The sequence below is a fragment of the Actinoplanes sp. CA-142083 genome (genome assembly GCF_050942195.1).
Classification (GTDB): Bacteria; Actinomycetota; Actinomycetes; order Mycobacteriales; family Micromonosporaceae; genus Actinoplanes.
Map to the genome: position 1 here is coordinate 6,892,542 of NZ_CP192076.1, position 24,325 is coordinate 6,916,866.

Sequence of the window (24,325 nt, forward strand, 5' to 3'; positions counted from 1 at the left end):
CAATGCCGTACTCGTCGCTGGTCGCCACTTCCACGACCACCCGCACGGCCTGGACCGGCAGCTCGCTGGCCGACGGTCTGCAAGGCCTGCACCAGTCGGTCGAGAGCGGCAGCTGGGTGAACGGCATGCTGGCCGGCGGCTCGTTCGTGGCCGATGCCGCGTCCACGGTGATCGACCCGTTCAGCGCGCTGCTGGCCAACGGCCTCGGCTGGGTGATGGAGCACTTCGAGCCGCTGCGCGAGGTTCTCGACCGGCTGACCGGCATCCCCGACAAGGTCGTCGCGCACGCCCAGACCTGGACCAACATGGCCGGCGCGCTCCAGGCCATGGCGGAGGACCTGCATGCGGATCTGGCCGCCGATCTGCCCGACTGGGGAGGAAGCGCCGCAAGCTCCTACCGGGCCATGATGGCCAACAACGTCGACGGGCTCGGCGGCCTGAGCGTGCTGGCCGCCACGATGTCCTCGGCCACCCGGGCGGCGGGCAACCTGGTCCAGTTCACCCGCGACATCGTCCGCGACCTGATCTGCGACCTGGTGGCCCGCGTGATCGTCTGGGCCGCCGAGGCGCTGGCGATCGTGACCATTCCGGTGGTCACGGCGCAGATCATCGCCGCGGTCGCCAAGTGGGCGGGCCGGATCTTCGGCTACACCGGCGCGCTGATCAGCAGCCTGGAGAATCTGACCGGGCTGCTGGACGGCTGACCGGCCCTAATCCTCGGTGAGCAGGCCGTTGGTGAGCGCTGCCGCCGTCAAGTGGCGGTAACCGACCGAGTCGAAGGCGATCACCAGCTCGTGGTCGTCTCGGCTGAGGATGGTGCCGTGGCCCCACAGGCGGTGGTGGACGCTCTGGCCGGCCCCCTGCTGCGACGCACGGGCGGCGGCGGGTGGCGCGTTGTTGTCGTTGTCGCAGGTCTTGCAGGGTGGGTCGTAGTGCTCGCCGAAGTAGCCGAGCAACTCGGCCCGCCGGCAGTGGACGCTCTCCGCGTAGCCGCGGGCCGCCTCGATGCGGGAGCGCAGGATCGCCTGGCGACGGTTGCCGGCCGCGGTGACCTGCTTGAACGCGTCGCCCATGGGCGCCGCCTGCACGGCGTCGTTGCCGTCGGGGCGCACCAACCCCAGCTCCAGCAGCTCGTCGACCACGCGGGCGGTGGCCGAGCGGCCCACGCCGGTCGACTCGGCCAGGTCCTTGACCGTGATTCGGCCGGTCGCGGCCTCGATGGCGTCGACGACCTTGTGGACGGCCGCGTCGCCCATCTTGGAGCGGGCCGCCAGCAGGCGCGGGATGCGGACCGTGCGGGGGTCGTAGACCAGGACCGCGGTCGCGGGAGCGCCGTCGCGACCGGCCCGGCCGATCTCCTGGTAGTACTCGTCGAGGCTGCCCGGCACGCCCGCGTGCACGACCGTGCGTACGTCGGGCTTGTCGATGCCCATGCCGAAGGCGCTGGTCGCCACGACGACGTCCAGCTTGCCGGCGAAGAACGCGTCCTGGATCTCGGCGCGGCGGGCGGCCGGCAAGCCGGCGTGATAGGGCTCGGCCTTGTACGCGTCGAGGCGCAGGCGCTTGGCCAGGGACTCGCAGCGGGCGTGGCTCAGCGCGTACACCAGAGTCGGCCCATCATGGGCGAGCACCACTTCGACCGTACGATCATCAATGGCTTGATCTTCGGGAAGGTCGTGGCGTGCCCGGCGCACCGCGAGCGAGATGTTCGGACGATCGAAATCGGCCACGATCACCTGGGGGTCGCGCATCCGCAGCTGGCGGGTGATGTCGGCCTGCACGGGCGGCGCGGCGGTCGCGGTCAGGGCCAGCACCGGCGGACGGCCGGCGGTCTCGACCACGTCGGCCAGGCGAAGGTATTCGGGGCGGAAGTCGTGGCCCCACTCGCTGACCAGATGGGCCTCGTCGACCGCCACCAGCGTGATCGGGCGCGGGCTGCCGGTGATGGCGGCCATCGTCTCGGCGTTGGCGAGTTGCTCGGGGCCGAGCATCACGAAGTCCACCTGCCCGCCGGCCAGCTCGCCCAGGGCCGCGACGCGGTCGGCGTGGTGCTGGGACGAGTTGAGCATGACGGCTCGCACCTTGCCGTGCGCGGTCATCGAGCGGAGCTGGTCGCGCTGCAGGGCGATCAGCGGCGACACGACCACTGTGAGCCCGCCCAGCGCGAGGCCGCCGACCTGGTAGATCGCGCTTTTGCCGCTGCCGGTGGGCAGCACGGCGAGGGTGTCGCCGTGGGTGGTGAGGGCGGTGAGGGCGCGGCGCTGCGCCGGGCGCAGGCTGATGCCGAGCACGCCGGCGGCGATTGTGTCCAGCTGATCCATCCCGCCGGATGCTACCCGCGCGCCGATCTATAGTCGCCGGATGCTGCAGAAGTACGACGAGCGCAACAGCGACCTCCGCTACTGGGTCAACGGCGAGTTGCTGCACCGCGATCAGCCCGGCCTCTCCCCCTTCGACTCGGTCGTGCAGGGCGGCGACGCGGTCTGGGAGGGGCTGCGGCTCTACCGGGGCGCGATCTTCGGGCTGCATGAGCACCTCGCGCGCCTGCGGCGCTCGGCGACCGCGTTGAATTTCGCGGACATTCCGGGCGACGACGAGATCGTCACGGCGGTCACTGCCACGCTTCAAGCCAATGACATGTACGACGGTGTGCACGTGCGGCTCACGCTCACCCGGGGTGTGAAGGTGACCAGCGGCATGGATCCGCGGCTCAACACGGCGGGGCCGACGCTGATCGTGCTCGCCGAGCACAAGCCGCCGGTGTACGACACGAGCGGGCTGCGCCTGGCGACGGCGAGCGTGCGCCGGCCGGGACCGGACGTGCTCGACCCGAAGATCCACCACGCGAACCTGCTGAACTCGATCCTCGCGAAGATCGAGGCGACCGCGGCGGGCGCCGACGACGCGCTGATGCTCGACCAGCGCGGCTTCGTGGCGGAGACCAACGCGACCCACCTCTTCGCCGTGGCCGGTGGCGGGCTGGTCACGCCGGCGACGGTCGCGTGCCCGGAGGGGATCACCCGGGAGACGGTGCTGTCGCTCGCGGCAAGCGCCGGCATCCCGACAACTGTGCGGGACGTGTCGCTGATCGAGATGTACAACGCGGACGAGGTCTTCTGCACCGGCACGATGGGTGAGATCGCGGGCGTCACGGTGATCGACGGGCGGACCATCGGCGGGGGCGAGGTCGGCGCGGTGACGGGCCGGGTCGCCAAGCTGTACCAGGAGCACGCGGCGGCCAACGGCGTACGTCTAGGGCTGGAGCCGGTGGCGGGCTAGCTCGTCGTAGTAGGGCTGGGCCGCGTCGACGAGGGGGCGCAGCCGGTCCGGCACCTCGACCGGGGCCGGGTTGTAGGGGGCGAAGCCGGTGGACGCCTGGACCGAGGCGTACCAGAAAGGCGCCCACACGCCGTCGGTCGCCCTCGGACCCGGCGCCCACGCCAGCATCGCGGGATCGAAGGCGATGCCGAGTGCCGCGCAGAGCCGGGCCAGCGTCCCGGCCGGATCCCGGAGCACGTCGGCCGCGTCGACGACCGGGCCGCCGAACGCCCGGTAGATCTCCGCCTGCTGCGGATAGCCGAGGTCCTCGAGGGTGGGTTCGCCGCGCACCCGGGCGTAGGAGGCGACCACGTGCGAGGGGTCGCGGATCAGGAACGCGTGGGTGAGCGCGCCGAGCCAATCGCGGCCGATCCCCGGCAGCAGATGGTGGGTCATGTGCTTCTGGTAGTGCACGGCCGGGTCGCCGGCGAGCGGGCCGGTGAGCTGGGCGGCCACGTCCTGCCAGCGGGTGGGCTGGCTGAGCAGGATCTCGTCGCGGCCGGGATGGTCGATGGCGGTGACGGCCAGGTAGTGCGCGTAGAGCGGCTCGTCGACCACCACGGTGTCGGGGCGGGCGCCGAAGCTGCGCATCATGGCGGTCGAGATGTTGCGCGGGCCGGACCACATCGCTATCCGCGTCGTCATGCCACGATGATCACCCACCCATGAGGTCCTGGCCAGGTAAGGCGCCGGAACAGTCGGGGTTGCGATTCGGCAGCGGATCTCGTGGCGGGGGGCTCCTAGGCTGGCCGCGTGCGGATCCGGCTGCTGGGCGGATTTGGCGTGGACCGGGACGGCGTTGCCGTCGAGGCCCGCGAATGGCGGCTGCGCAAGGCGCGGACGCTGGTGAAGCTGCTGGCGCTCGCGCCCGAGCAGCGGATGCACCGGGATGTGCTGCTGGAGACCCTCTGGCCGGGCAAGGACGCGTCGGCGGCGGTCAACAATCTGCATCAGGCGCTGCACGTGGCGCGGCGAGCCCTGGCCGGGGACGGCGATCCGGGCGAGCTGCTGAAGCTGCGGGACGACGTGGTGGTGCTGCACGCGGGCGGCCCGGTCGAGGTCGACGTGCTGCGGTTCGAGCGGATGGCGGTCGAGGATCCCCGGGCGGCGGTGGGTCTGTACGCGGGCGATCTGCTGCCGGAGGACCGGTTCGAGGACTGGGCGGTGCGGCGGCGGGAGGAGTTGCGCCACACGTACGGTGAGCTGCTTGTCGATCTTGGAGAGCACGAGCGGGCGCTCACCGTCGATCCGCTGCACGAGCGGGCGGTGCGGGGGCTGATGCGGCAACTCGCCGACGCCGGGCGACGGTCGGAGGCGCTCGCCCGGTACGAGCGGCTGCGCGACGATCTGGCCGCGGAATATGGCACGAATCCCGATGACGAGACCCGCGACCTGTTCCGCGAACTGCTCGTGGAGAAATCGGGCAAGAGCAATCTCGGCGAGTCGCTGACCAGCTTCGTCGGGCGGGAGCGGGAGATCGGTGAGGTGCACCGGCTGCTGACCCGGGGCGGGCTGCTCACGCTGACGGGCGTGGGCGGGGCCGGCAAGACGCGGCTGGCCGAGGAGGCCGCGCGGCGACAGATCTCGAAATATCGCGATGGGGTGTGGTTTGCCGACCTGGCCCGGGTCGCGGATCCGCGGCTCGTGCCGGACACGGTCGCCGCGGCGCTCGGCCTCGACCCGGCGGCCGGCGAGAACGCGCTGCGTTCGCTCGTCGGGCGGCTGCGGGACCGGACGCTGCTGCTCGTGCTGGACAATTGCGAGCACCTGCTGACGGCGTGTGCCGAGCTGACCGTGGCGGTGCGCCGGTCCTGCCCGGGCGTGACCCTGCTGGCGACCAGCCGCGAGCCGCTGCACGTCCCGGGCGAGGTGACCTTCCGGGTGCCGTCGCTGGAGGTGCCGGACGGCTCGGGCGGGGAGACGGCGTCGGTGCGGCTCTTCGTCGAGCGTGCGCGGGACGTACGCGTCGACTTTGCCTTGAATGAAACGAACGCCGGCGATGTCGCCGAGATCTGCCGTCGCCTGGACGGCATCCCGCTCGCGCTGGAGCTGGCCGCGGCCCGGATGTCCCATCTGGAGCCGGCCGAGATCGCCGAGCGGCTGACCGGCGCGCTCTCGCTGCTGCGCCGGCAGGGCGCCGAGGTCACCCGGCACGCGACGCTGCGGGCGGCGCTCGAGTGGAGCCACGCCCTGCTGGACCCCGACGAGCAGGCGCTGCTGCGGCGGCTGGCGGTCTTCGCCGGCAGCTTCTCGCTCACCGCGGCCGAGCAGATCTGCGCGGACGAGAACGTCCTCGGCCGGCTCGTCGACAAGTCGCTGGTGCAGGTGGAACGGGCCGGCGACCGCTCCCGCTACCGGCTGCTCGAGACGATCCGGCAGCTCGCCCGGGAACGGCTGGTCGCGGCGGGCGAGGCGGCGGAGTTCGAGGCGGCGCACTGCGCGTTCTTCACGCGGCTCGCGGTCGACAACGACCCGGACCGCAGCGTCTCGGGCATCGTGGTCGAGCGGCCGCAACTGCTCGACATCGACCACGACAACCTGCGGGCGGCGCTCGGGTGGGCGGTGCGGCACGATCCGGAGCAGGCGCTGCTGCTCGGGGTGAGCCTGTGGCGGTACTGGCTGGCGCGGGGGCACTTCATGGAGGGGGCGGCATGGCTGCAGCGGATCCTCGGGGTGGCGGAGACGCCGTCGCCGTTGCGGTCCCGTGCGTCGTTCGCGCTGGCGATTTTGGAGGCCCGCAAGGGGCTCGGGGCTCGGCTGCGTCCTCTGGCTGACGCGGCTGTCGCCGATGACGCTCAGTCGGAGGACGCACGGCTGATGCGCGGCTTCCTCCTGCTCGGGGTGGCCGACCTCGACGAGGTGGAGAAAGTCACGGAAAATACGGACAATGCCACCGCGCGCTGGCTCGCGGCTCTGACCGCGCTCTTCCGCGAGGACGTGCCGATCGCCCGGGAGCGATTTGCCGCGTTCTTGAGGGAACTTGAGATGATAAATCCGGACAAGTTGCCGTTCTTGCCTGCGGTGACGCTCTGCGTGCCGCTGGCGCCGCTCCACGACACCACCGTGCCGGTCTTCGAAGAATCCTGGCTGCTGGGCCGCCGCGTCGGGGCGGTGCAGGGACACGCGTACGCGTGCTCCGCCCTTGCCTATGCCCATCGCCTGGCGGGAGACATCCCCGCCGCTCTCGACAGCACCGAGCGGGCCGTCGAAGAGTTCGCGCGCATCGACGACCCGGCCGGCCTGGCACACGCCCTCAACCACCTGGGCTGCGTGGAACGCGACGCCCGACGGTTCGACGCCGCCGAGAAGCACCTGCGCGAAGCATTGCGGCTGCGCGAGCAGCTCGGCGACCGTCGCGCCGAGAACCTCAGCCTCGCCAACCTGGGTTTGCTCGCCGCCGCGGCCGGCGACGCCGCCGAGGGACGCCGCCTGGCCCGCCGCGCGCTCGACCGCGGCGAGGCCGTCGACGACGGACCCGGAACCGGCGGCGCCCTGCTCAACCTGGCCGTCGTCGAGCTGTTCGCGGGTGAGCGCGACCGGGCCCGCACCCTCATCGACCAGGCGACCCGGTCCTTCGAGGACCAGGGCTACCTGCGGGTGGAGGCGTGGGCGCGGCTGCTCGCGGCCGAGCTCGGCGCGCCCGGCGAGCACGCGGCCAAGGCGCGCGCCATCTTCCGCCGGCTGGGCTGCCGGATCGGGCTGCCGCGGGCCTTAAAAATCCGCTAAGCCGTTGCGAAGGCCGGCTTCGTAGCGTCGGATCACATGAACACGATTGGCGAAGCCACGCTCGGTGAGCTGGCACAATCCCTGCGCGGCGACCTGATCCGCCCCGGCGACGAGGCCTACGACGAGGCCCGGTCCATCTGGAACGGCGCCCACGACAAGCGCCCCGCCCTGATCGTCCGCTGCCACGGCGTGGCCGACGTCCTCAAGACCGTCGAGTTCGCCCGCAGCGAGGGCCTCCCCCTCGCGGTGCGCGGCGGCGGCCACAGCATTCCCGGCTTCTCGACCGTCGACAACGGCGTCGTCCTCGACCTGAGCCCGATGAACGGCGTGCGCGTCGACCCCGGCCGCAAGACCGTCACGGCGCAGGCCGGGGCCCTCTGGCGCGACGTCGACGCGGAGACCCAGGCGTTCGGCCTGGCGGTCACCGGCGGGCTGGTCTCGAGCACCGGCATCGCCGGCTTCACGCTCGGCGGCGGCATCGGCTGGCTGGTCCGCCGGTGCGGCCTGACCTGCGACAACCTCATCGCCGCCGACATCGTCACCGCCGACGGCCAGTACCTGCGGGTCAGCGAGGACGAGCGCCCCGACCTGCTGTGGGCGCTGCGCGGCGGCGGCGGCAACTTCGGCGTGGTCACATCGTTCGAATTCAAACTGCACGAGGTCGGCCCGACCGTTTTCGCCGGCCTGGTCTTCTATCCGGGCGAGCACGCCGAGCAGATTCTGCGCACTTTCCCGCGGCAGGCGCCCGACGAGCTTTCCGTGGTCATCAACATGACCACTGCCCCGCCGGCGCCATTCCTGCCCGAGGAAGTCCATGGGAAGCCCATCGTGGCGGTGGTGGGAATGTGGTCCGGCCATCCCGAGGACGGCGACGCCGCGACGCGTCCATTCCGTACGCTCGCGCCGGTCATCACCGACCTTTTCTCGCCGATGCCCTACACCGCGATGCAGACGCTTCTCGACCCGCTCTACCCGCGCGGCATGTGGAACTATTTCCGCTCCGCCTTCTTCGACAACCTGGACGACGCCGCCGACTCGCTGATCTCGAAGTTCGCGGCCGTTCCCAACCCGGTTTCCGAGCTGCACATCCATCACCTGGGCGGGGCGATGTCCCGGATTCCCGAGGACGCCACCGCGTTCGCCACCCGCAACCGCGACTATCTGCTGAACGTGGTGGCCCGATCCGCCGACGCCGACGGCTATCCCGCCGCGGTTTCCTGGGCGCGTGACGCCACCGATTCGCTGAACACGGACGCCTCGGCCTACGTCAATTTCACCGGCGAGGCCTCCGAGGACAGGGTCCGCGCTTCCTATCCGAAGGCGACCTACGACCGCCTGGTCTCGGTGAAGGAAAGCTACGACCCGTCCAACCTTTTCCAGCTCAACCAGAACATCAAAACCAACTAGGGGGTACGGCGAACGCACCGCACCGGGGGGATGCGGTGCGTTCGCCCCGTTACCGCTTCTTGCGGGATGTCGCTACCAGGATGACTCCCGTCACGGCCATCGCGGCCGCGCCGACGAGCGCCGTTCTGCCGAGGCCGGGCGCCTGTGCCTTTTCCCGGACCGCCGGCGCCAGCCGGTCGGTAGCGATGTGCCGGGATTCGTCCAGCTTCTCCCGCGCCTTGCCGACCGCATCCGTCGCGGCTTCCTTGGCGCGCCCGGCGGCGTCCGAGGCGGCTACCTTGGCCCGCTCGGTCGCGTCCGACGCGGCTTCCTTCGCCCGCGACTTGATGTCGGTCTTGGCGGCCAGCGCCTCGACGGTCTCCCCCAGGTCGGCGCGGGTCTGCTCGATCTCGGCCCGCAGCTGCTGCGGGTCCTGTGCGGTGCTCATGCATGCCGTCCTTCCCGTGCCGCGGCCTTGACCGTGCGCACGTCCGCCTCGACACTCTCGATCGCGTCCTTGGGCAGCGGCGGCGTCGCCTCGCGCAGCTTGGTGCGCCCGATCAGCGCGGCCACGCCGGCGGCGGCGAAAACCACCACCATGACGACGAGTACGGCCAGCCACAGTGGCCAGGCCAGGTCCAGCAGGACGACCGCGAGCGTCAGCAGCAGCCCGAGCCCGTAGAGCGCGAGCACCGCGGCCCCGCCGAACAGCCCGCCGCCGATTCCGGCGCGCTTGCCCTTCTCGGTGAGCTCCGATTTCGCCAGCGCCAGCTCGTCGCGAACCAGCGTCGAGATCTGCGCGGCCGCCTGGTTCACCAGGTCAGCGGTTGACTTTCCGTCGTGCCGGTTGCCGGCCGGTGTGGTTGTGGTCACCGTGTTCACCTCCTTGCTTCTGCTCTTGTGGTGCCCACCGCACCGGCGACCAAACGCAACGACTCCTCCACCGACGGTGGAACCTGGCGGCGGTGCCGCAGCGCCCAGGGCAGGTGGCGAAGGGTGCCGGCGAGCGCATGCGGGCCGGTATGCAGGGCGGTGCGGGCCACAGTCGCGGGCGGGCGGCGCAACAAGGCGGTCAACAGGCGGTTGCGAGCCTCGATGCGGCGGCGGGCACGCGGGTCACGGCCGGACGGCTCGGGGAGGTGCCGCACCCGCAAGGAAGGCGCGTAGGACAGCAGGTGACCGGCGGCGGCGAGGTCCATGGCGAGAAGGGCTTCCTCCCCGTACACGAAAAGTCTTGGTTGAAATCCACCCACCGCGAGAAAGACATCGCGCCGCACCACCACGGCACAGGAGAGAAAGCCGAGCACGGCCGGGCCGGGAGCGCCTTTGGGGGTGCCGAGCGGGGCGGCCGCCATCGCCGCCGACATCGGATCGAGGCGACCCTCGGCGCCGATGCGCACCTCGGCGGTCAGCAGCGCGACCTGGGGGTGGGCGCGCATGAGGGCGGCGGCGCGGGCGAGTGCGCCATTTTCCCAGTACGAGTCATCGTCGGCGAACGCGACAAACGGCGTCCGTGCCCGCGCGACGCCGGTGTTGCGCGCGGCCGCCCCGAGGTTGCGGCGAAGGCGGATCACTTCGGCGCCGGGCATGCGGATGGGTTCGTCCGACGCGTTGTCGACCACGATGACCGGCGCCCGGTGGTGCGGCGCCGTCTCGGCCAGCCGATCAGCACGGTTACGAGTGGCGACGACGATCGTCACCTCGTCGGTCTCGATCGGCGGGGGATCCTGATCATTGACTCGCGCAGCGGCGGTGGTCGACATGGCGGCGCGGTTACCCGTTTCCCGGCGGACGACACCGGCCTTTGTGCGCTGCCGCCTGCCTTTGTGCGCTGCCGCCTGCCTTTGTGTGCGGCCGCCTGCCTTTGTGTGCGGCCGCCTGACCTCCGGCCTCTCACGCGACGCCGCCTGACCGCCGGCCGCTCGCCGGACGCCTCGGCTGACCTGCGCCGGTATCAGCCTTTCGCGCGGAGCCGCCTCAGGTTGGGGCGGCCGCCGGGGTGGCCGACCGTCAGGGCCGCGGCGGCGACGGCGTAGCGGGCGGCGTCCGGCGGCTGGTCGCCGCGCAGCAGGGCGACCGTCAGGGCGGCGGTCAGCGCATCGCCGGCCCCGGTCGTGTCGACCACCGGCGCGTCGCCCAGCGGCAGGAACAGGTGTCCCTCCCGCCACACGAACAGGTTGCCGCCGGTCATCCCGAGCGCGAGCAGGCCCGGGCCGGCGTTCAGCACCTTCTCGGCCGCCGCCCGCACCTGGTCCTCGTCGTCCGGCGGCGCCCCGGTCAGCAGGTGAGTTTCCTGCTCGTCGGCGCGCAGCACATCGGCGACGGCCAGCAGTTCCTCGTGGTCCTCCTCGGCCGGGACGCCGTCGAGAACCACGAGAGCTTCGGCCTCCCGGCCACGGCGCGCGGCGGCAAGCGCGGCCCGAGGCGGCTGCTGAAGCTGCACCAGAACGGCCGCGGCCCCGGCGAAGAGGGAGCCCGCCTTCTCGATGTCGGTGGGCGTGAGCAGGGTCGCGGGCGGCAGATGCTGCAGGTAGCGCCAGCCGCCGCCGGCCTCGAGCGCCTCCACGATCAGCCCGGTCGGCTCCCCGTCGCGGCGGACCACGCCGCTCACGTCGATGCCGTCCCGGGCGGCCTGCGCCACCAGCCGGTCCCCCACGTCGTCGCCGCCGGCCACCGCGACCAGCGAGACCGTGGCGCCGAGCTGGGCGAGCGAAACCGCCTGGTTGGCGCCCTTGCCGCCGAGCACCTCCCGGCGCAGCCCGGCGTCGGCCGCCTCACCGGTGGCCGGCATCCGCTCGACCCGTAGCACAAGGTCACGCGCCAACTGCCCGACAACCACAACCCGCCCGCTCATGGTCGCCACGCTCCCGGCTGGTCGCACCCACCCGGCAGCGCGGCCCGGGCGGGCCCACTGGGCAGCGCGGCCCGGGCGGGCCCACTGGGCAGCGCGGCCCGGGCGGGCCCACTGGGCGGCTCGGGCTGGGCGGTCACGGCTGGGAGATCTCGACTCGGCCGTCGCGGACTCGGGTGCGCAGCATGGGCTGGGCGCTGGCGGCCGGGCCGTGCATGACGGCGCCGTCGGTCAGGCGGAAAGCGCTGCCGTGCCACGGGCAGACCACGCACGCGTCGGCGCCCTCGCCGGTGATCTCGCCCTCGCCGAGCGGGCCGGTCTCGTGGCCGCAGCGCTCGATCATCGCGGAGACCCGGTCGCCGTTCCGGTAGACGAGGATCGGCACCTCCCCCGCCTTGCGCACCACCGGCCGTCCGTCGGGCAGGTCGGCCAGCGACGCCACCTCGGTCCACTCCTCCGGGACCCGTACGATCTCCGGCGCTGCCTGGTTGACGCCGGCGCTCTGGGCGTACGAAAGGTGACCCCCGAGATATGCGCCCAGACCGGCCACCGTCAGTCCGGCGAAGCTGAAAGCTTTGCCTCGGGTGGTCCGCCCGCGCAGGCGGGCGACCAGCGACGTCGCGTAGAGACCCACCGCGATCGCGTTCGTCGTCGCGTGCACCAGGCCGACACGGCGCCGGTCCTTGGTCAGCTGCGACCAGTCGATCCAGCCCGCCGCCACCGCCGGGGCCACGCCGGCCACGCCCGCCGCGATCAGGGCGGTCGCGGAACGGCTCCGGCCGGGCAGCAGGTCGAGGATCGCCGCCGAGACGAACGAACCCACCGGCAACTGCACTAGTACGGGGTGCAACGGGTGCCCGAGCCAGGTGCCGTGCAGCACGTCGCGCAGGCGCTGCGGTTTCGCGACGGCCTGCACCGCCGCCTGCAGCTTGTCGCTGACGGGGTCGAGCGCGTGGGCCTCTTCCAGCCGGGTCATCATCTGCATGTACGGCGGATTGCCCGCCCTAAGCCCGCCCAAACGGCTCAGAAGGTGTGCCGGTAGAGCGCGCAACCCCGGCACACGTCCGGCGGGTCGGCGCTGTCGAGGCGCCGGCGGAACTCCCGGTACGCCTCGCCGTGCCAGATGTCGGCGAAACTTTCCCGTTTCAGATCGCCGAGCGCGACCCGGTCGTCGCCCATCACCATGCAGCACGGCTGCACCAGGCCCGCGCTGGTCACGTAGGCCGCGTCCCACGGCCAGGTGCAGTTTCCGCCGCCGTTCCCGGCCTTCGACGGGAGACGCAGTTTGATGTCGAGTTCCTTCGCCTGCCCGGCCGCCTCGGCGAACGCGCCGCCGTCGTCCCAGAGCGCCTGCTCGGCAGTGAACTGCCGGATCTCCTGGTACGCGCCGGCCGGGTCGGTGTCGGCAAAGTCGTGCGAAAGATTCTGTACGCGCAACTCGTTCACGCCGATGCCCGCGAGCAGCCGGGTCAGCGCGGGAAGTTCGGCGACGTTGTCGCGCATCGCCACGAAAACCACCCTGATCCACGGGGTCGCGCTCGACGCCTCGCGCTTGGCCTCGACCAGCCCCGCCAGGTTGCCGATCACCGTGTCGAAGCGGGCGCCCTCGCGGATCCCCTCGTAGACGGCCGGCGTCGCCCCGTCGACCGAGACGTGCAGCCAGCTCAGTCCGGAGGCGACCAGGTCACCGGCGCGACGCCGGTTGAGCAGGGTGGCGTTGGAGTTGAACCCGACCCGCACGCCCCGCGCGACCGCGATGTCGATCATCTCCGGCAGGTACGGCGACAGCAGCGGCTCGCCGAGTCCCTGCAAGGTCAGCTGGCGCAACGGCAGCTCGTCGACGAGGCGGCGGAACAGCTCGGGACGCATGGCGCCGGCGAGCTTGTTGACCGGCGGCCGGTAGCGGACGAGGCACATCGTGCAGCGCAGGTTGCAGGCCGAGGTGACCTCGACCTGCAGGTGACCCGGCAGCGGCGGGTCACCACCAGCTTCCCAAAGCGGTGCTCCGGCAGCGAGAACGTGCGCCTTGTCGTGGTCCATGCCGGGCCGAATACCACGCGAGCGCACAGGTACACCTGCCTGCGTGCCCGTCCGGTTCGAGCTCGTGGTCGTCCAGCGTCGACACCACGCTGGTTTCGTCGTCATCGGGCCGGGCACGTACCTGGCTGGACCACCGTGGAAGGAGCTTCCGATGGGCTTCATGGACGAGGCGAAGGACTTCGCCGACAAGCACGACGAGCAGGTAGACCAGGGCCTGGAGAAGGCCGGCGACCAGGTAGACGACCGCACCGGCAACAAGTACTCAGACAAGATCGACAAGGGAGTCGACGAGGCACAGGAGCGCACGGGCGAGGGCGACACCCAGCGCAGGTAGGAGCCGGCACTCTCACGCCGGCCCGGGCCAGCACCCTCGCGCCGGCGCGGGCAGACGCCCTCACGCCGACCTACGTGGGCGCCCGCCCTGGGCGGGCGCCCTCACGCCGGCCTGGGCGGGCGCCCTCACGCCGGCCTGGGCGGGCGCCCTCACGCCGGCCTGGGCGGGCCGCCCTCACGCCGACCTGCGCGGACGCCCGCGCTGGGCGGGTACCCTCACGCCGGCCTGGATGGGCTGCCCTCAGCCGACCTGCGCGGACGCCCGACCTGCGCGGACGCCCGCGCTGGGCGGGCACTCTCGCGCCGGCCCGGACGGGCGCCCTCGCGCCGGCCCGGGGCGCCGGAGCTCGCGCCGTCCCGGGGCCGGAGCTCGCGCCGTCCCGGGGCGCCGGGACAGCCCCGGCCTCACCCGCCGCTTAGACCCCCGAGGTCGCTCGGCATCATGACGCCGGAGCCGATTCTCGCCGCGGCCCCGGGACAGTGGCCGTAGCGTTCGCGCCGAGCATCGGCTGCGGCGCCATGGCGAGGTGGCCGGCCATCCAGTCGGCGATCATCGGGCGGGCCTTGGACGGCAAGTTGGAGACGCCGTGGTTGCCTTCCGGGAAGCAGACGAAGGTGCCCTTCGGCGTCTCGTCAGCCTGCCGTTGGGTCTGCTGCCACGGGATGAGCCGATCGAGGCGGCCGGTCACATACAGCGCCGGAACACTGATCCGCCGGCACTGGTCGGTGAGATCGAGCGTGAGGGCGAGCCGCCGCCCCTCCTCCTCGTCGCGGGCGCCGGACTTCACGACGAACGTTTGCCGCGTCATCGGCGGCAGGTCGTCCCACATGTCGCCGAACCGGAACGGCCCGCTGATTCCCGCGACAGCAGCCACCCGTGGTTCGTGGGCGGCGGCCCGAGGCGCGTAGTAGCCACCGAGGCTGACACCGGCGAGCCCGATACGGTCGTGGTCAAGGTCGGTGCGAGCCGCCACGTGGTCGAGCAGCGCCGTAACCGCGACCTCGTAGTCGTGCCGGATCGGCAGCGCGAGGCCGGCCTCGCCCTGCCCAGGCCCGTCGAGGGAGACGGTGGCCATGCGCCGGTCGAGGAACGACTGCTCGAAGTAGAAGAACTCCTCCTTCGTCGAGTCGAGCCCCGGGATCAGCACCACATAGGGCGGCAGATCGATGCCGGGCGGGCGACGCAGATTCGCGTAGACGATGCCCTCAGGCAACGGCACCTCCAGCCGCTCTCCGGAAGGGTCAAGGCGCTGCAGGGCCGCCAGCGTCTCCCGGACCGACACGCGGGTGGCCTCGGCGGCCAGCTCGAGGTCGACCGTCCAGACGAACTTCCCGAAATGCCGGTTCACCGACGCCCGCCGCCATGCCTGGCCGGCGGTGAGACCGTGCCCTCCCGCGTCCGCCTCCCGCGCGAATGCCGCCTGCTCATCGGCGGTTCTGTTCCACTGCGGCAGCCAATCGGCCCAGGTCTCGGTGCGGGCGATGGTCGCCATCATGTCGTTGTAGTCGACCCCGTTCTGGATCAGCCGGGGCGCCCAGTGGGCGAGAGCGGTCTCGATGGCGGCGTCGGGCATGAATAACCTCCGTCAGGCCAGAATGCGTATGGGGGCTTCGAGAAGCCCGAGGAACTGGGCCATCCAGCGGGCGGCAAGCGCGCCGTCGACCGGCCGGTGATCCACCGAGAGCGTCACCCGCAGCACGGTCGCCACGGCCACGGCACCGTCGATGACGACGGCCTCCTCCCGCGCGGCGCCGACGGCCAGGATCGCCGCCTGCGGAGGGTTGATCACCGCGCTGAACTCCTCGGTGCCGTACACGCCGAGGTTCGTCACGGTGATCGTGCCGCCCTCCAGCTCGTCCTGCCGCAGCCTGCCCGCGCGGGCCCGCGCGACCAGATCAGCACTCGTCCGCGCGAGCGCCGTGATCGTGAGTTCGGAGGCCCGGCGAAGCACCGGCGTGACAAGGCCACCATCGGTGGCCACCGCTACGCAGACATCGACATGGCGGAACTGGCGGACGGCGTCGTCTGTCCACACCACATTCATGCCCGGCACTGCGACATGGGCACGAGCGGCAGCCGCAACCACCAGGTCGTTCACGGAGATCTTGACCTCGCCCCCCGCGTTGAGCTCCTCGCGAAGCGCGAGCAGAGCACCGACCCGCGCACTCCCCCTGATCGTGAACACGGGCGTCTCGCGCGCGCTCGCGGACAACCGCGCGGCAATGGCCCGCCGCATCCGCGAATGCGGGATCACCTCGAAGGCGGCCTCGCCCGTCCCGGCCAAAGTCACACCAGGCACGGAACCCATCGCAGGAGCGGAAGGGGCGACAGCCTCTGGGCTGGTCACCGGCCCGGAAGGCGCAAAACCCGCCATCTCCGCCTCGGGCCCCGAGGACGGGACGTGGACACGATCAGCCATGGCTCGGTGGACGTCGTCGCGCACAATGCGGCCGCCCGGGCCAGTGCCGTTGATGTCCTCGACGCGTAGGGCGTTCTCGCGGGCGAGGCGCCGCGCGAGCGGGCTGGCGAACACTCTGACCGCCCCGTCGGCGGCCGACGACGCAACCGACGCCGCGCCCGGCATGCTAGTCGGTGCCGCCACTGACGGCGCGCTGCCCGGCCCGACCGCTGAGGCCCCGCTTGGCCCGCCGCCCGGCATGCCGTTCGGCTCGGCTGTCGAAGCGCTGCTCGGCCCGACCGCCGGCGTGCTGCTCGGCCTGGCTGTCGGCGTGCTGCTCGGCGTGGCTGTCGGCGTGCTGCTCGGCGTGGCTGCCGGCGTGCCGGGCCGAGCTGCGCCCTCCACGCTCGTGCCGAGCAGTTGGGCGACCAGGGCGTCGACGTCGTCGATGGTCTCGCCGGGGGCCGCGAGCACGGCCATCGGCGTGCCAACCGTGACCGCCTTGCCGGGCTCGACGAGGGTGCGGATCAGGACGCCGTCAGCCTCGGCCGGGACGTCGACGACGGCCTTGTCGGTTTCGACCGTGGCGAGGGGGTCGCCGGCGGCGAAGGCCGTGTTTTCCGCGAGCGGCCATTCGTTGAGCACGGCCTCCGCGACGTTGGCGGAGATCGCGGGCATCCTCAGCAGGCTCGCCATCTCAGGCCTCCCCGATGCGGCGGAGGGCGGTGGCGATCTCCTCGCGCCGGGCGATCGCCGCGCGCTCCAATACCTTGCTGATGCTCGGCGAAGCCACGCCGCCGGTGACGCGCTGGATCGGCGCGTCGAGCCAGTCGAAGAACCGGCGCTGTATCTCGTCGGCCAGCCAGCCGCCGTAAGAGGTGCCAACCGGGCCCTGCTCGACGATGAGGATGCGATTGGTTTTGCGGATGCTGGCGCCCAGGGTCTGCCAGTCGACGCTTGCCCGATCGAGCCAGCGCAGGTCGACCACCTCGGCGTCGACGCCGGTCTCCTCGGCCGCGGCCAACGCCTCGGCGACCATCGAAAGGTAGGCCACGAGCGTGACGGCCGAGCCCGTACGCCGGAGCGCGGCCCGGCCGACCGGGAGGCAGTAGTCGTAGTCGTCGACCGGGCCGGGGCCCGTGCTGTTGTAGAGGTCGACGTGTTCCAGCACGACGACCGGGTCTTCGCAGCGGAGCGCGGCGTTCATCAGGCCGATGTAGTCGAAGGGTGTGGACGGCGCGACGATCCGCCAGCCCGGCGCGGTGGCCAGCACCCCGGCCGGGTCCATCGAGTGCTGGGAGCCGTACCCGGTGCCGGTCGCCACCTTGCTGCGGAGCACGAGCGGGACCGGGCCATCGCCGCCGAACATGTGCCGGGCCTTGCCGATCTGGTTGAACAGCTGGTCGGCGGCGACCCACATGAAGTCGGCGTACATGAGCTCGACGACCGGCCGGAACCGCCCGTCGAGCGCGACGCCGCCGGCCAGGCCGGTGAAGGCGTTCTCGCTGATCGGCGTGCCAAGCACCCGGTCGGGGAAGGCGTCTTTGAGGCCCTTGGTGGCGCCGTTCGTCCCGCCGCTGAGGCGGTGCACGTCCTCGCCGAGCACGACGATCCGGTCGTCGGCCTCCATGCGCCGTCGCATGACCTCGGCGACGGCGTCGATGAACTTGGTGTCGCGCACGGCGATGCTCTCGTCGGCCATGCGGGCGCCGTCGAATTCGCTGAGGTCGCCTCGGACCCCGACATCGACGAAGGCCGGGTCGGGCCATTCCGCGGGTCTGATCCGCCGCTCGCCGGGCTTCCCATCGGGGACAGGCTCGAGGAGGACCTCTCCGGCTGCCGCGACCGCCTCCTTGGCACCAGCCACAGCGGCGTCGCGGGCCTCAGCAGTGAGCAGGCCACGCCGGATCAGGTGGCCGGCCACGCGATCGATCGGATCACGGCTGCGCCACTCGGCCTCCTCCTCTTTCGAGCGGTAGCGGAAGGAGCTGCCGGGGAAGGGGCCGTTCTGGTGGAAGTAGCGATAGGTGTCGGCCTCGATGAGGGTGGGACCGTGCCCGGCGCGCATGTGCGCGGCCGCCTCGCTCATCGCGAGATGGACCGCGAGCGGATCCATGCCGTCGACCCGCCAGCTGGCGATGCCGAAGCCCGGCCCGCGGGCGGACAGGCGCTGCTCCCCCGTAGCCTCCTCGACGCTGGTGGACACCGCGTACTGGTTGTTTTCCAGGAAGAAGCAGACCGGCAGGCGCCAGGCCGCGGCGAGGTTGAAGGTCTCCAGCGTCGAGCCGATATTTGCCGCGCCGTCGCCGAAATAAGTCACCGCGACCGCGTCGGTGCCGGCTTGCCGGGCGGCCCAGGCGTAGCCGGCCGCCAGCGGGACACCGCCGCCGACGATGGCATTGGTGCCCATCGCGCCGGCCTCGATCCACTGGAGGTGCATGGAGCCGCCGCGGCCGTGGCCGAAGCCGCGGGCGAGGCCGCAGATCTCGGCGAGCGTGCGCAGCAGGACCGTGCGGACCTCCTCGGACAGCCCCGCGGTCAGGTCGAAACCCTTGGGCGCGACGTGCTGCAACGCCTTGGCGAGGAACTGGTGATGGCCACGGTGCGAGCCATTCACCTGGTCGCCGGGGGCGAGCGCCAGCACGGAGCCGACGGCGCCGCCCTCCTGCCCGATGCTGGAGTGCGCGGGACCGTGGACCAGGCCCGCGGCCGCGAGCTCGAGCACGAGCTCCTCGAAGGCGCGGATCAGGGTGAGCTGATGGAACATCGTGGCGAGCAGCTCGGGGTCGGCCGCATCCCAATCGGCGTCGGTGACGACCAGCTCCGTCCATGCGGCGCCGGGGTGCAAAGCGCGGTGTTCCGCCATCGGGACCTCCTTCGTCCCGGACAGCCTCCCACCGATTGGATCCATTCACCAGCCCGAAAATCGTCCTTCCCTCGCGCTACGGCGAGGCGATAGGGTGAATTGGATCCAAAAGGAGGTGAGCGATGGGGCTCCCAGGGCTGCAGCGGCTCGATCACGTCGGCTTCACCGTGCCCGACCTCGACGAGGCGCAGACGTTCCTCGTCGACGTGCTCGGCTGCGAGTACCTCTACTCTCTGGGCCCGTTCGCCGACGAGGGCATGTGGATGGCGGAGCATCTCAACGTCCACCCGCGCGCCAAGATCCCGGAAAACCGGTTCTTCCGGCTCGGCGGCCAGGCGATCCTGGAGGTGTTCTCGTACGAGGCGCCCGGCCGGCGCACCGAGCCGCCGCGCAACAGCGACATCGGCGGTCACCACATCGCGCTCTACGTCGACGACCTGGATGCCGCCGTCGCCCACCTGAGGAGCCACGGCGTCACCGTGCTCGGCGACCCGACGGCGAGCCGCGGCCCGCACGAGGGCCAGCGCTGGGTCTACTTCCTGGCACCATGGGGCATGCAATTCGAGCTGGTGTCCTACCCGCACGGCCGGGCCTACTTCCGGGGCGAGAGCTCATGACCGTCGCCACGCAACGCGTCGCCGAGCACCTTCGCAGCGCCATCCTCGGCGGCCGGATAGCACCCGGCGAGCGGGTCCGGCAGGAGGACATCGCCCAGCAGCTCGGCGCCAGCCGGCTCCCCGTCCGCGAGGCGCTGCAGATGCTCGCCGCTGAGGGCCTCGTGGAGCATGAGCCCAACAAGGGCGCCCGGGTGCCCTGGCTGTCCATGCACGAGGTCGACGTGATGTACAAGATGCGCGAGCAGCTCGAGCCCCTAGCTCTCGCCGAGAGCCTGCCGATGCTGACACCTGGCGACTTCCTGCGGATGGAGGAGATCCAGGACGAGATCGAGGCCGGGGTCGACGTGGAAGGGTTTCTCGCCCTGGACCGCGAGTTCCACCTGCGCACCTACAGCGCCTGCGGCATCGATCAGCTCACCACCACGGTCACCCGCCTGTGGAATTCGACGCAGTACTACCGCCGCCTGTTCATGCAGCTCACCGGACCGAGCCGGCGCTGGGTCGTGAACGCCGAGCACCGCCTGCTGCTGGACGCCATCGAGCGCCGCGACGAGGTGGACTCGGGCCGTTTCCTGGCCGGCCACATCCGGCGGACGCGCATCGAGCTCCGCCGGCACCCCGAAGTCTTCGGAGAAGACTGATGATCACGCTCACGGTGAATGGCGTGGAGCACCGCGTCGCGGCCGATCCGGATACGCCGCTTCTGTACGTCCTGCGCAACGAGCTGGGGCTGATGGGCGCGCGCTTCGGGTGCGGGCTCGGACTGTGCGGCGCCTGTTTCGTCCACGTCGACGGCCACCCGGTGCCGTCCTGCGACACCCCGATCTGGTCGGTCGAGGGCAAGGCGGTCACGACCGTCGAGGGCATCACGCCGCATCCCGTCCAGCAGGCATTCCTCGATGAGCAGGCGGCGCAGTGCGGTTACTGCGTCACCGGGATCATCATGTCGGCGGCCGCGCTGCTGGAGCGCGACCCTCATCCCGGCGAGTCCGAGGTGGTCGCCGCGCTCGACCGCCATCTGTGCCGATGCGGTGCGCAGCAGCGGATGGTCCGGGCCGTCGTGCGGGCGGGTGAGGACAATGGCTGAGCTTCCGAAGAACCTCGCCGCCAACCCGATCCTCGCGCGCTGGATCACCGTGCACTCCGACGGCCGGATCGACGTGCGGGCCGGAAAGGTCGAGCTGGGCCAGGGCATCCTGACCGCGCTGGCACAGATCGCCGCCGACGAGCTCGGCGTCGGCCTGGCGGCCGTCCGCATGGTGCCGGCCGGGTCCGGCGGGCCCGACGAGGGTGTCACCGCCGGCAGCCTGTCCGTCATGGATTCGGGTGCCGCACTGCGGGTCGCGGCGGCGAATGTCCGGATGCGCTTCGCCCGAGCGGCGGGCGGCGACGACTTCTCCTATGCCCGGTTTGCCGCCGCCGTCGACCTCGAAGTCCCGGCCGACCCCGACGTGCCGCTGCGGTCGGAGGCAGGGCTGGTCGGCCGAAGCGTCGAGCGGCTCGACCTGCCGGACAAGGTGTTCGGGCGGCCGCGCTACATCCAGGATCTGCGCCTGCCCGGCCAGCTGTACGGGCGGGTCGTGCGTCCACCCTCGCGCGGCGCACGCCTCGTCGAGGTGACCGCCGCGGTGCCCGACGGGCTCACCCTCGTGCGAGATGGTTCCTTCCTCGGCCTGGTAGGACCGGACGAGGCGACTGTGGTGCGAGGCGCGGAGGTCCTGCGGCAGGGCACGCGCTGGGACGAGCATGACTCGCTTCCCGACGAGGAGGACCTCGACAAGTTCCTGCGAGCGGGCCCGCACGAGACCATCACGGTCGTCGACGACGGCGCAGCGCCACCGGGCGGTGACAAAGACGGCACAACCGGCGCGCGGGGCAGCGGTGCTGAGACAGGCGGCAGCCGGCAAAGAGGCGCGAGCGCGGCTGACAGCCGGGACGATCACGTCGAAGCGGTTAGCGAGCGAGTTGTCCGGGCGACCTACAGCCGTCCCTTCGTGGCGCACGCGTCGATGGCACCCAGCTGCGGCGTGGCGCTCTGGCACGACGACGGCCGGCTGGAGGTGTGGTCGCACAGTCAGGGCGTCCATCCGCTCGGCCGGGCGATCGCGGCCGCGCTCGGCCTGGAGGCGGACGCCGTGCGGGTCGAGCACGTCGAGAACGCGGGATGCTACGGACACAATGCCGCCGACGATGCGGCCTTCGACGCTGTGCTGCTCGCCCGGGCCGTGCCGGGGCGCCCGGTGCAGGTGCTGTGGAGCCGGCAGGACGAGCTGTCGTGGGCGCCGTTCGGGTCGGCGATGACGGCCGACGTGGCTGCCACGCTGTCGGCGGACGGGGCGATCTCGTCGTGGCACTATGACGTCTTCAGCCAGGGCCACATGGCACGGCCGGGGTATGCCGGTGTTCCCGGGTTGCTAGCGGCGACCGTCCTCGGGCACGCGGCCGAGTATCCGGCGGCGGTGGATCCCCCGGCTGCCAACGGGTACGGCAGCATGCGCAACGCGCTGCCCGGGTACGACCTGCCGCGCCGACGGGTTGTCGGGCATCGGCTGCTCCGGTCACCGATCCGCAGCTCGTCGATGCGGGCGCTGGGGGCGTTCCTCAATGTCTTTGCCATCGAGTCGGCCATGGACGAGCTGGCCGAGGCAGCCGGGCGGGATCCGTTGGAGTTCCGGCTGGAGCACCTCAGCGACCCGCGCGGGCGGCGCGTCCTCATCGCGGCCGCCGAAGCGGCCGGCTGGAGACAACCACCGCCCGAGGGGCACGGGTTCGGTCTGGGCTATGCGCGGTACAAGGGCACCGGCGCCTACTGTGCGGTGGTCGCGGAGGTAGAAGCGGAGGCTGACGTCCGGGTTCGCCGGCTGTACGTGGCGATCGACGTGGGCCGGGTGGTCAACCCGGACGGCGTTCGCAACCAGATCGAGGGCGGCGCCGTGCAGTCGGCCAGCTGGACGCTGACCGAGCGGGTCCGTTTCGACCGCAGGCGGGTCACCAGCGACACGTGGGAGACCTACCCGATCCTGCGGTTCTCCCAGGTGCCGCGGGTCGACGTCACGCTGGTCGGCGGCGAGGAGAACGAGAAGTCGCTGGGTGCCGGCGAGGCCGCCCAGGGCCCGACCGCCGCCGCGATCGGCAACGCGCTCGCGGCGGCAGTAGGCGTCCGGGTGCGCGACCTGCCGCTGACACGAGAGGCGGTGGTCGCAGCCATAGAGCGGGACAGCTGACCTGCCTGCCGCCCGCCCAGGGCAAGGCAAGACACGGCCCTATGAGCGGTGCGAGCGCCGGCGTGGGCAAGCACGAACGCGGTGGCGGCAAGCCGGAACGCCGCGCGGGCAAGCCCGGCGCGGCGCCGGCTACCAGGTGACGGCTATGTACTTGGACTCGGTGTAGTCGAGCAGGCCCTCATGACCGCCTTCCCGACCGATCCCGCTCTGTTTCACACCGCCGAACGGGGCTGCCGGGTCGCTTACCAAGCCGCGGTTCAGGCCGACCATCCCCGCCTCCAAAGCCTCGCTCACCCGCAAACCACGCGCCAAGTCGCTGGTGTAGACGTAGGCGACCAGCCCGTATTCGGTGTCGTTGGCGAGGCGGATCACCTCCTCCTCGGCGGTGAAGGTGACTATCGGGGCCACGGGGCCGAAGATCTCCTCGCGGAGAATGCTGGCGTCGGGTGGGACGTTGGTGAGGACCGTGGGCGGGTAGTAGCAGCCGGCCCCCGAAAGGCGGGAGCCGCCTGTGGTGGCTACGGCGCCCGCGGAGAGGGCCGAGCGGACCAGCGAGTCCACCTTGTCGACCGCCTCGGGGTTGACCAACGGGCCCACCTGGGTGGCGGGGTCGGTGCCGGGGCCGACCACCAGCGACGCCATGCGGGCCGACAAGAGGCGGGCGAACTCGGCGGCTACCGGGGCCTCTACGTAGAAGCGGTTGGCCGCCGTGCAAGCCTCGCCGCCGTTGCGCATTTTGGCGATCATGGCGCCTTCGACGGCTGCGGGGAGGTCGGCGTCGGCGAAGACCAGGAAAGGCGCGTTGCCGCCCAGTTCCATCGAGGTGTTCACGACGTTGTCGGCCGCCTCGGCCAGCAACAGGCGGCCCACCTCGGTGGAACCGGTGAAGGAGACCTTGCGTACCCGCGGGTCGTGCAGCATCGCGGAGACCACGCGGCCCGAGCTTCGGGACGGCAGCACGTTTACCACGCCGGGCGGGATGCCGGCCTCGGCCAGCAGGGCGGCCATCGCGAGGGCTGTCAAGGGGGTGTCGGAGGCCGGCTTGAGGATCACGGTGCAGCCGGCGGCCAGGGCGGGTGCGATCTTGCGGGTGGCCATGGCGGCGGGGAAGTTCCAGGGCGTGACCAGAACGCAGACGCCCACCGGCTGGCGCACCACCAGGATGCGGTTGGCGCCCGAGGGAGCCGTCGCGACCGAGCCGAAGGCGCGCACCGCCTCCTCGGCGTACCACCGGAAGAACTCGGCGGCGTAAGCCACCTCGCCCTGGGCGTCAGCGAGAGCCTTCCCGTTCTCCAGGCTGATCAGCTGGGCCAGCGACGACGCGCGCGCGGTCATCAACTCGAACGCGCGGCGCAGGTGCTCCGCCCGTACGCGTGGTGGTGTCGCAGCCCACGCGGCGGCGGCGGAAGACGCGGCCTCGACGGCCGCTAGGGCGTCGGCCGTCGTGCCGTCCGCCACCGAGGCGATCACCGTGCCGGTCGCGGGGTCGAGCACGTCGAAACGATCGCCGGCCGAGGACGGGAGCCACTTGCCCCCGATGAAGAGATCCGTGTCCACAAAACCTC

21 protein-coding genes are annotated in these 24,325 nt (G+C 71.7%); 9 read left to right on the forward strand and 12 right to left on the reverse strand.

What is annotated here, in order from left to right:
- The first annotated feature begins 2 nt into the window (after window positions 1-2).
- The gene (locus tag ACQPZX_RS31760) at window positions 3-704 is read left to right on the forward strand and encodes a WXG100 family type VII secretion target (RefSeq protein ID WP_433363242.1); all 702 of its coding nucleotides are present in this window, start codon (window positions 3-5) and stop codon (window positions 702-704) included.
- A gap of 6 nt (window positions 705-710) precedes the next feature.
- On the opposite strand, the gene ACQPZX_RS31765 is transcribed toward ACQPZX_RS31760, so the two are convergent.
- Entirely contained in the window at window positions 711-2,321 is a 1,611-nt protein-coding gene (locus ACQPZX_RS31765) for a RecQ family ATP-dependent DNA helicase (protein ID WP_433363245.1), read from the reverse strand.
- Window positions 2,322-2,361: 40 nt separating this feature from the next.
- On the opposite strand from ACQPZX_RS31765, the gene ACQPZX_RS31770 reads away from it, so the two are divergent.
- Entirely contained in the window at window positions 2,362-3,279 is a 918-nt protein-coding gene (locus ACQPZX_RS31770) for an aminotransferase class IV (protein ID WP_433363248.1), read from the forward strand.
- Here the strand turns inward: ACQPZX_RS31770 and ACQPZX_RS31775 are convergent.
- Window positions 3,253-3,963 carry an HAD family hydrolase gene (locus ACQPZX_RS31775; protein ID WP_433363251.1) on the reverse strand — a complete coding sequence of 237 codons (711 nt, stop codon included), beginning with the start codon at window positions 3,961-3,963 and terminating at the stop codon, window positions 3,253-3,255. The genes ACQPZX_RS31770 and ACQPZX_RS31775 overlap by 27 nt on opposite strands.
- Window positions 3,964-4,071: 108 nt before the next feature.
- On the opposite strand from ACQPZX_RS31775, the gene ACQPZX_RS31780 reads away from it, so the two are divergent.
- On the forward strand, window positions 4,072-7,044 hold the full coding sequence (locus ACQPZX_RS31780; RefSeq protein WP_433363254.1) for a BTAD domain-containing putative transcriptional regulator: 2,973 nt from the start codon (window positions 4,072-4,074) through the stop codon (window positions 7,042-7,044).
- A 36-nt stretch (window positions 7,045-7,080) separates the two neighbouring features.
- Window positions 7,081-8,451: an FAD-binding oxidoreductase gene (locus tag ACQPZX_RS31785; RefSeq protein WP_433363257.1), complete on the forward strand. Its 1,371-nt coding sequence runs from the start codon at window positions 7,081-7,083 to the stop codon at window positions 8,449-8,451.
- A gap of 49 nt (window positions 8,452-8,500) precedes the next feature.
- Here ACQPZX_RS31785 and ACQPZX_RS31790 read toward each other — a convergent pair whose 3' ends face one another.
- The 6 genes from ACQPZX_RS31790 to ACQPZX_RS31815 all read right to left on the reverse strand — a co-directional run bounded on the left by ACQPZX_RS31790 (window position 8,501) and on the right by ACQPZX_RS31815 (window position 13,321).
- Complete coding sequence (locus ACQPZX_RS31790; protein WP_433363259.1) at window positions 8,501-8,878, reverse strand: DUF3618 domain-containing protein; 378 nt, start codon at window positions 8,876-8,878, stop codon at window positions 8,501-8,503.
- The gene (locus ACQPZX_RS31795; protein WP_433363262.1) at window positions 8,875-9,303 is read right to left on the reverse strand and encodes a phage holin family protein; all 429 of its coding nucleotides are present in this window, start codon (window positions 9,301-9,303) and stop codon (window positions 8,875-8,877) included. Before ACQPZX_RS31795 ends, ACQPZX_RS31790 begins: the two co-directional genes overlap by 4 nt.
- A gap of 5 nt (window positions 9,304-9,308) precedes the next feature.
- Window positions 9,309-10,193, reverse strand: coding sequence for a glycosyltransferase family 2 protein (locus ACQPZX_RS31800; RefSeq protein WP_433363265.1), 885 nt, complete (start codon window positions 10,191-10,193; stop codon window positions 9,309-9,311).
- A gap of 191 nt (window positions 10,194-10,384) precedes the next feature.
- A complete protein-coding gene (locus tag ACQPZX_RS31805; protein WP_433363268.1) occupies window positions 10,385-11,284 on the reverse strand; it encodes a PfkB family carbohydrate kinase in 900 nt (299 codons plus the stop codon).
- A gap of 133 nt (window positions 11,285-11,417) precedes the next feature.
- The gene (locus ACQPZX_RS31810) at window positions 11,418-12,266 is read right to left on the reverse strand and encodes a Rieske 2Fe-2S domain-containing protein (protein ID WP_433363271.1); all 849 of its coding nucleotides are present in this window, start codon (window positions 12,264-12,266) and stop codon (window positions 11,418-11,420) included.
- A 38-nt stretch (window positions 12,267-12,304) separates the two neighbouring features.
- The gene (locus ACQPZX_RS31815) at window positions 12,305-13,321 is read right to left on the reverse strand and encodes an SPASM domain-containing protein (protein WP_433363274.1); all 1,017 of its coding nucleotides are present in this window, start codon (window positions 13,319-13,321) and stop codon (window positions 12,305-12,307) included.
- 151 nt (window positions 13,322-13,472) lie between these two features.
- Here ACQPZX_RS31815 and ACQPZX_RS31820 point away from each other — a divergent pair, with 151 nt between their 5' ends.
- Window positions 13,473-13,655, forward strand: coding sequence for an antitoxin (locus ACQPZX_RS31820; protein WP_433385512.1), 183 nt, complete (start codon window positions 13,473-13,475; stop codon window positions 13,653-13,655).
- Between the two features lie 439 nt (window positions 13,656-14,094).
- Here ACQPZX_RS31820 and ACQPZX_RS31825 read toward each other — a convergent pair whose 3' ends face one another.
- The 3 genes from ACQPZX_RS31825 to ACQPZX_RS31835 are packed head-to-tail and all read right to left on the reverse strand — an operon-like array spanning window position 14,095 to window position 18,919.
- Window positions 14,095-15,228 carry an alpha/beta hydrolase family protein gene (locus ACQPZX_RS31825; protein WP_433363277.1) on the reverse strand — a complete coding sequence of 378 codons (1,134 nt, stop codon included), beginning with the start codon at window positions 15,226-15,228 and terminating at the stop codon, window positions 14,095-14,097.
- Window positions 15,229-15,240: 12 nt separating this feature from the next.
- Complete coding sequence (locus tag ACQPZX_RS31830; protein ID WP_433363280.1) at window positions 15,241-16,749, reverse strand: 2-oxo acid dehydrogenase subunit E2; 1,509 nt, start codon at window positions 16,747-16,749, stop codon at window positions 15,241-15,243.
- Between the two features lies 1 nt (window position 16,750).
- Window positions 16,751-18,919 (reverse strand): alpha-ketoacid dehydrogenase subunit alpha/beta, encoded by a 2,169-nt coding sequence (locus tag ACQPZX_RS31835; RefSeq protein WP_433363283.1) that lies wholly within the window; start codon window positions 18,917-18,919, stop codon window positions 16,751-16,753.
- A gap of 122 nt (window positions 18,920-19,041) precedes the next feature.
- On the opposite strand from ACQPZX_RS31835, the gene ACQPZX_RS31840 reads away from it, so the two are divergent.
- The 4 genes from ACQPZX_RS31840 to ACQPZX_RS31855 are packed head-to-tail and all read left to right on the forward strand — an operon-like array spanning window position 19,042 to window position 22,760.
- Entirely contained in the window at window positions 19,042-19,536 is a 495-nt protein-coding gene (locus ACQPZX_RS31840; RefSeq protein ID WP_433363286.1) for a VOC family protein, read from the forward strand.
- Window positions 19,533-20,177 (forward strand): GntR family transcriptional regulator, encoded by a 645-nt coding sequence (locus ACQPZX_RS31845; RefSeq protein WP_433363289.1) that lies wholly within the window; start codon window positions 19,533-19,535, stop codon window positions 20,175-20,177. The genes ACQPZX_RS31840 and ACQPZX_RS31845 overlap by 4 nt, the downstream gene beginning before the upstream one ends.
- Entirely contained in the window at window positions 20,177-20,623 is a 447-nt protein-coding gene (locus ACQPZX_RS31850) for a (2Fe-2S)-binding protein (RefSeq protein WP_433363291.1), read from the forward strand. Before ACQPZX_RS31845 ends, ACQPZX_RS31850 begins: the two co-directional genes overlap by 1 nt.
- Window positions 20,616-22,760 carry a molybdopterin cofactor-binding domain-containing protein gene (locus ACQPZX_RS31855; RefSeq protein WP_433363294.1) on the forward strand — a complete coding sequence of 715 codons (2,145 nt, stop codon included), beginning with the start codon at window positions 20,616-20,618 and terminating at the stop codon, window positions 22,758-22,760. The genes ACQPZX_RS31850 and ACQPZX_RS31855 overlap by 8 nt, the downstream gene beginning before the upstream one ends.
- 129 nt (window positions 22,761-22,889) lie before the next feature.
- Here the strand turns inward: ACQPZX_RS31855 and ACQPZX_RS31860 are convergent, their stop codons facing one another.
- A complete protein-coding gene (locus ACQPZX_RS31860) occupies window positions 22,890-24,317 on the reverse strand; it encodes an NAD-dependent succinate-semialdehyde dehydrogenase (protein WP_433363296.1) in 1,428 nt (475 codons plus the stop codon).
- Between the last annotated feature and the right edge of the window lie 8 nt (window positions 24,318-24,325).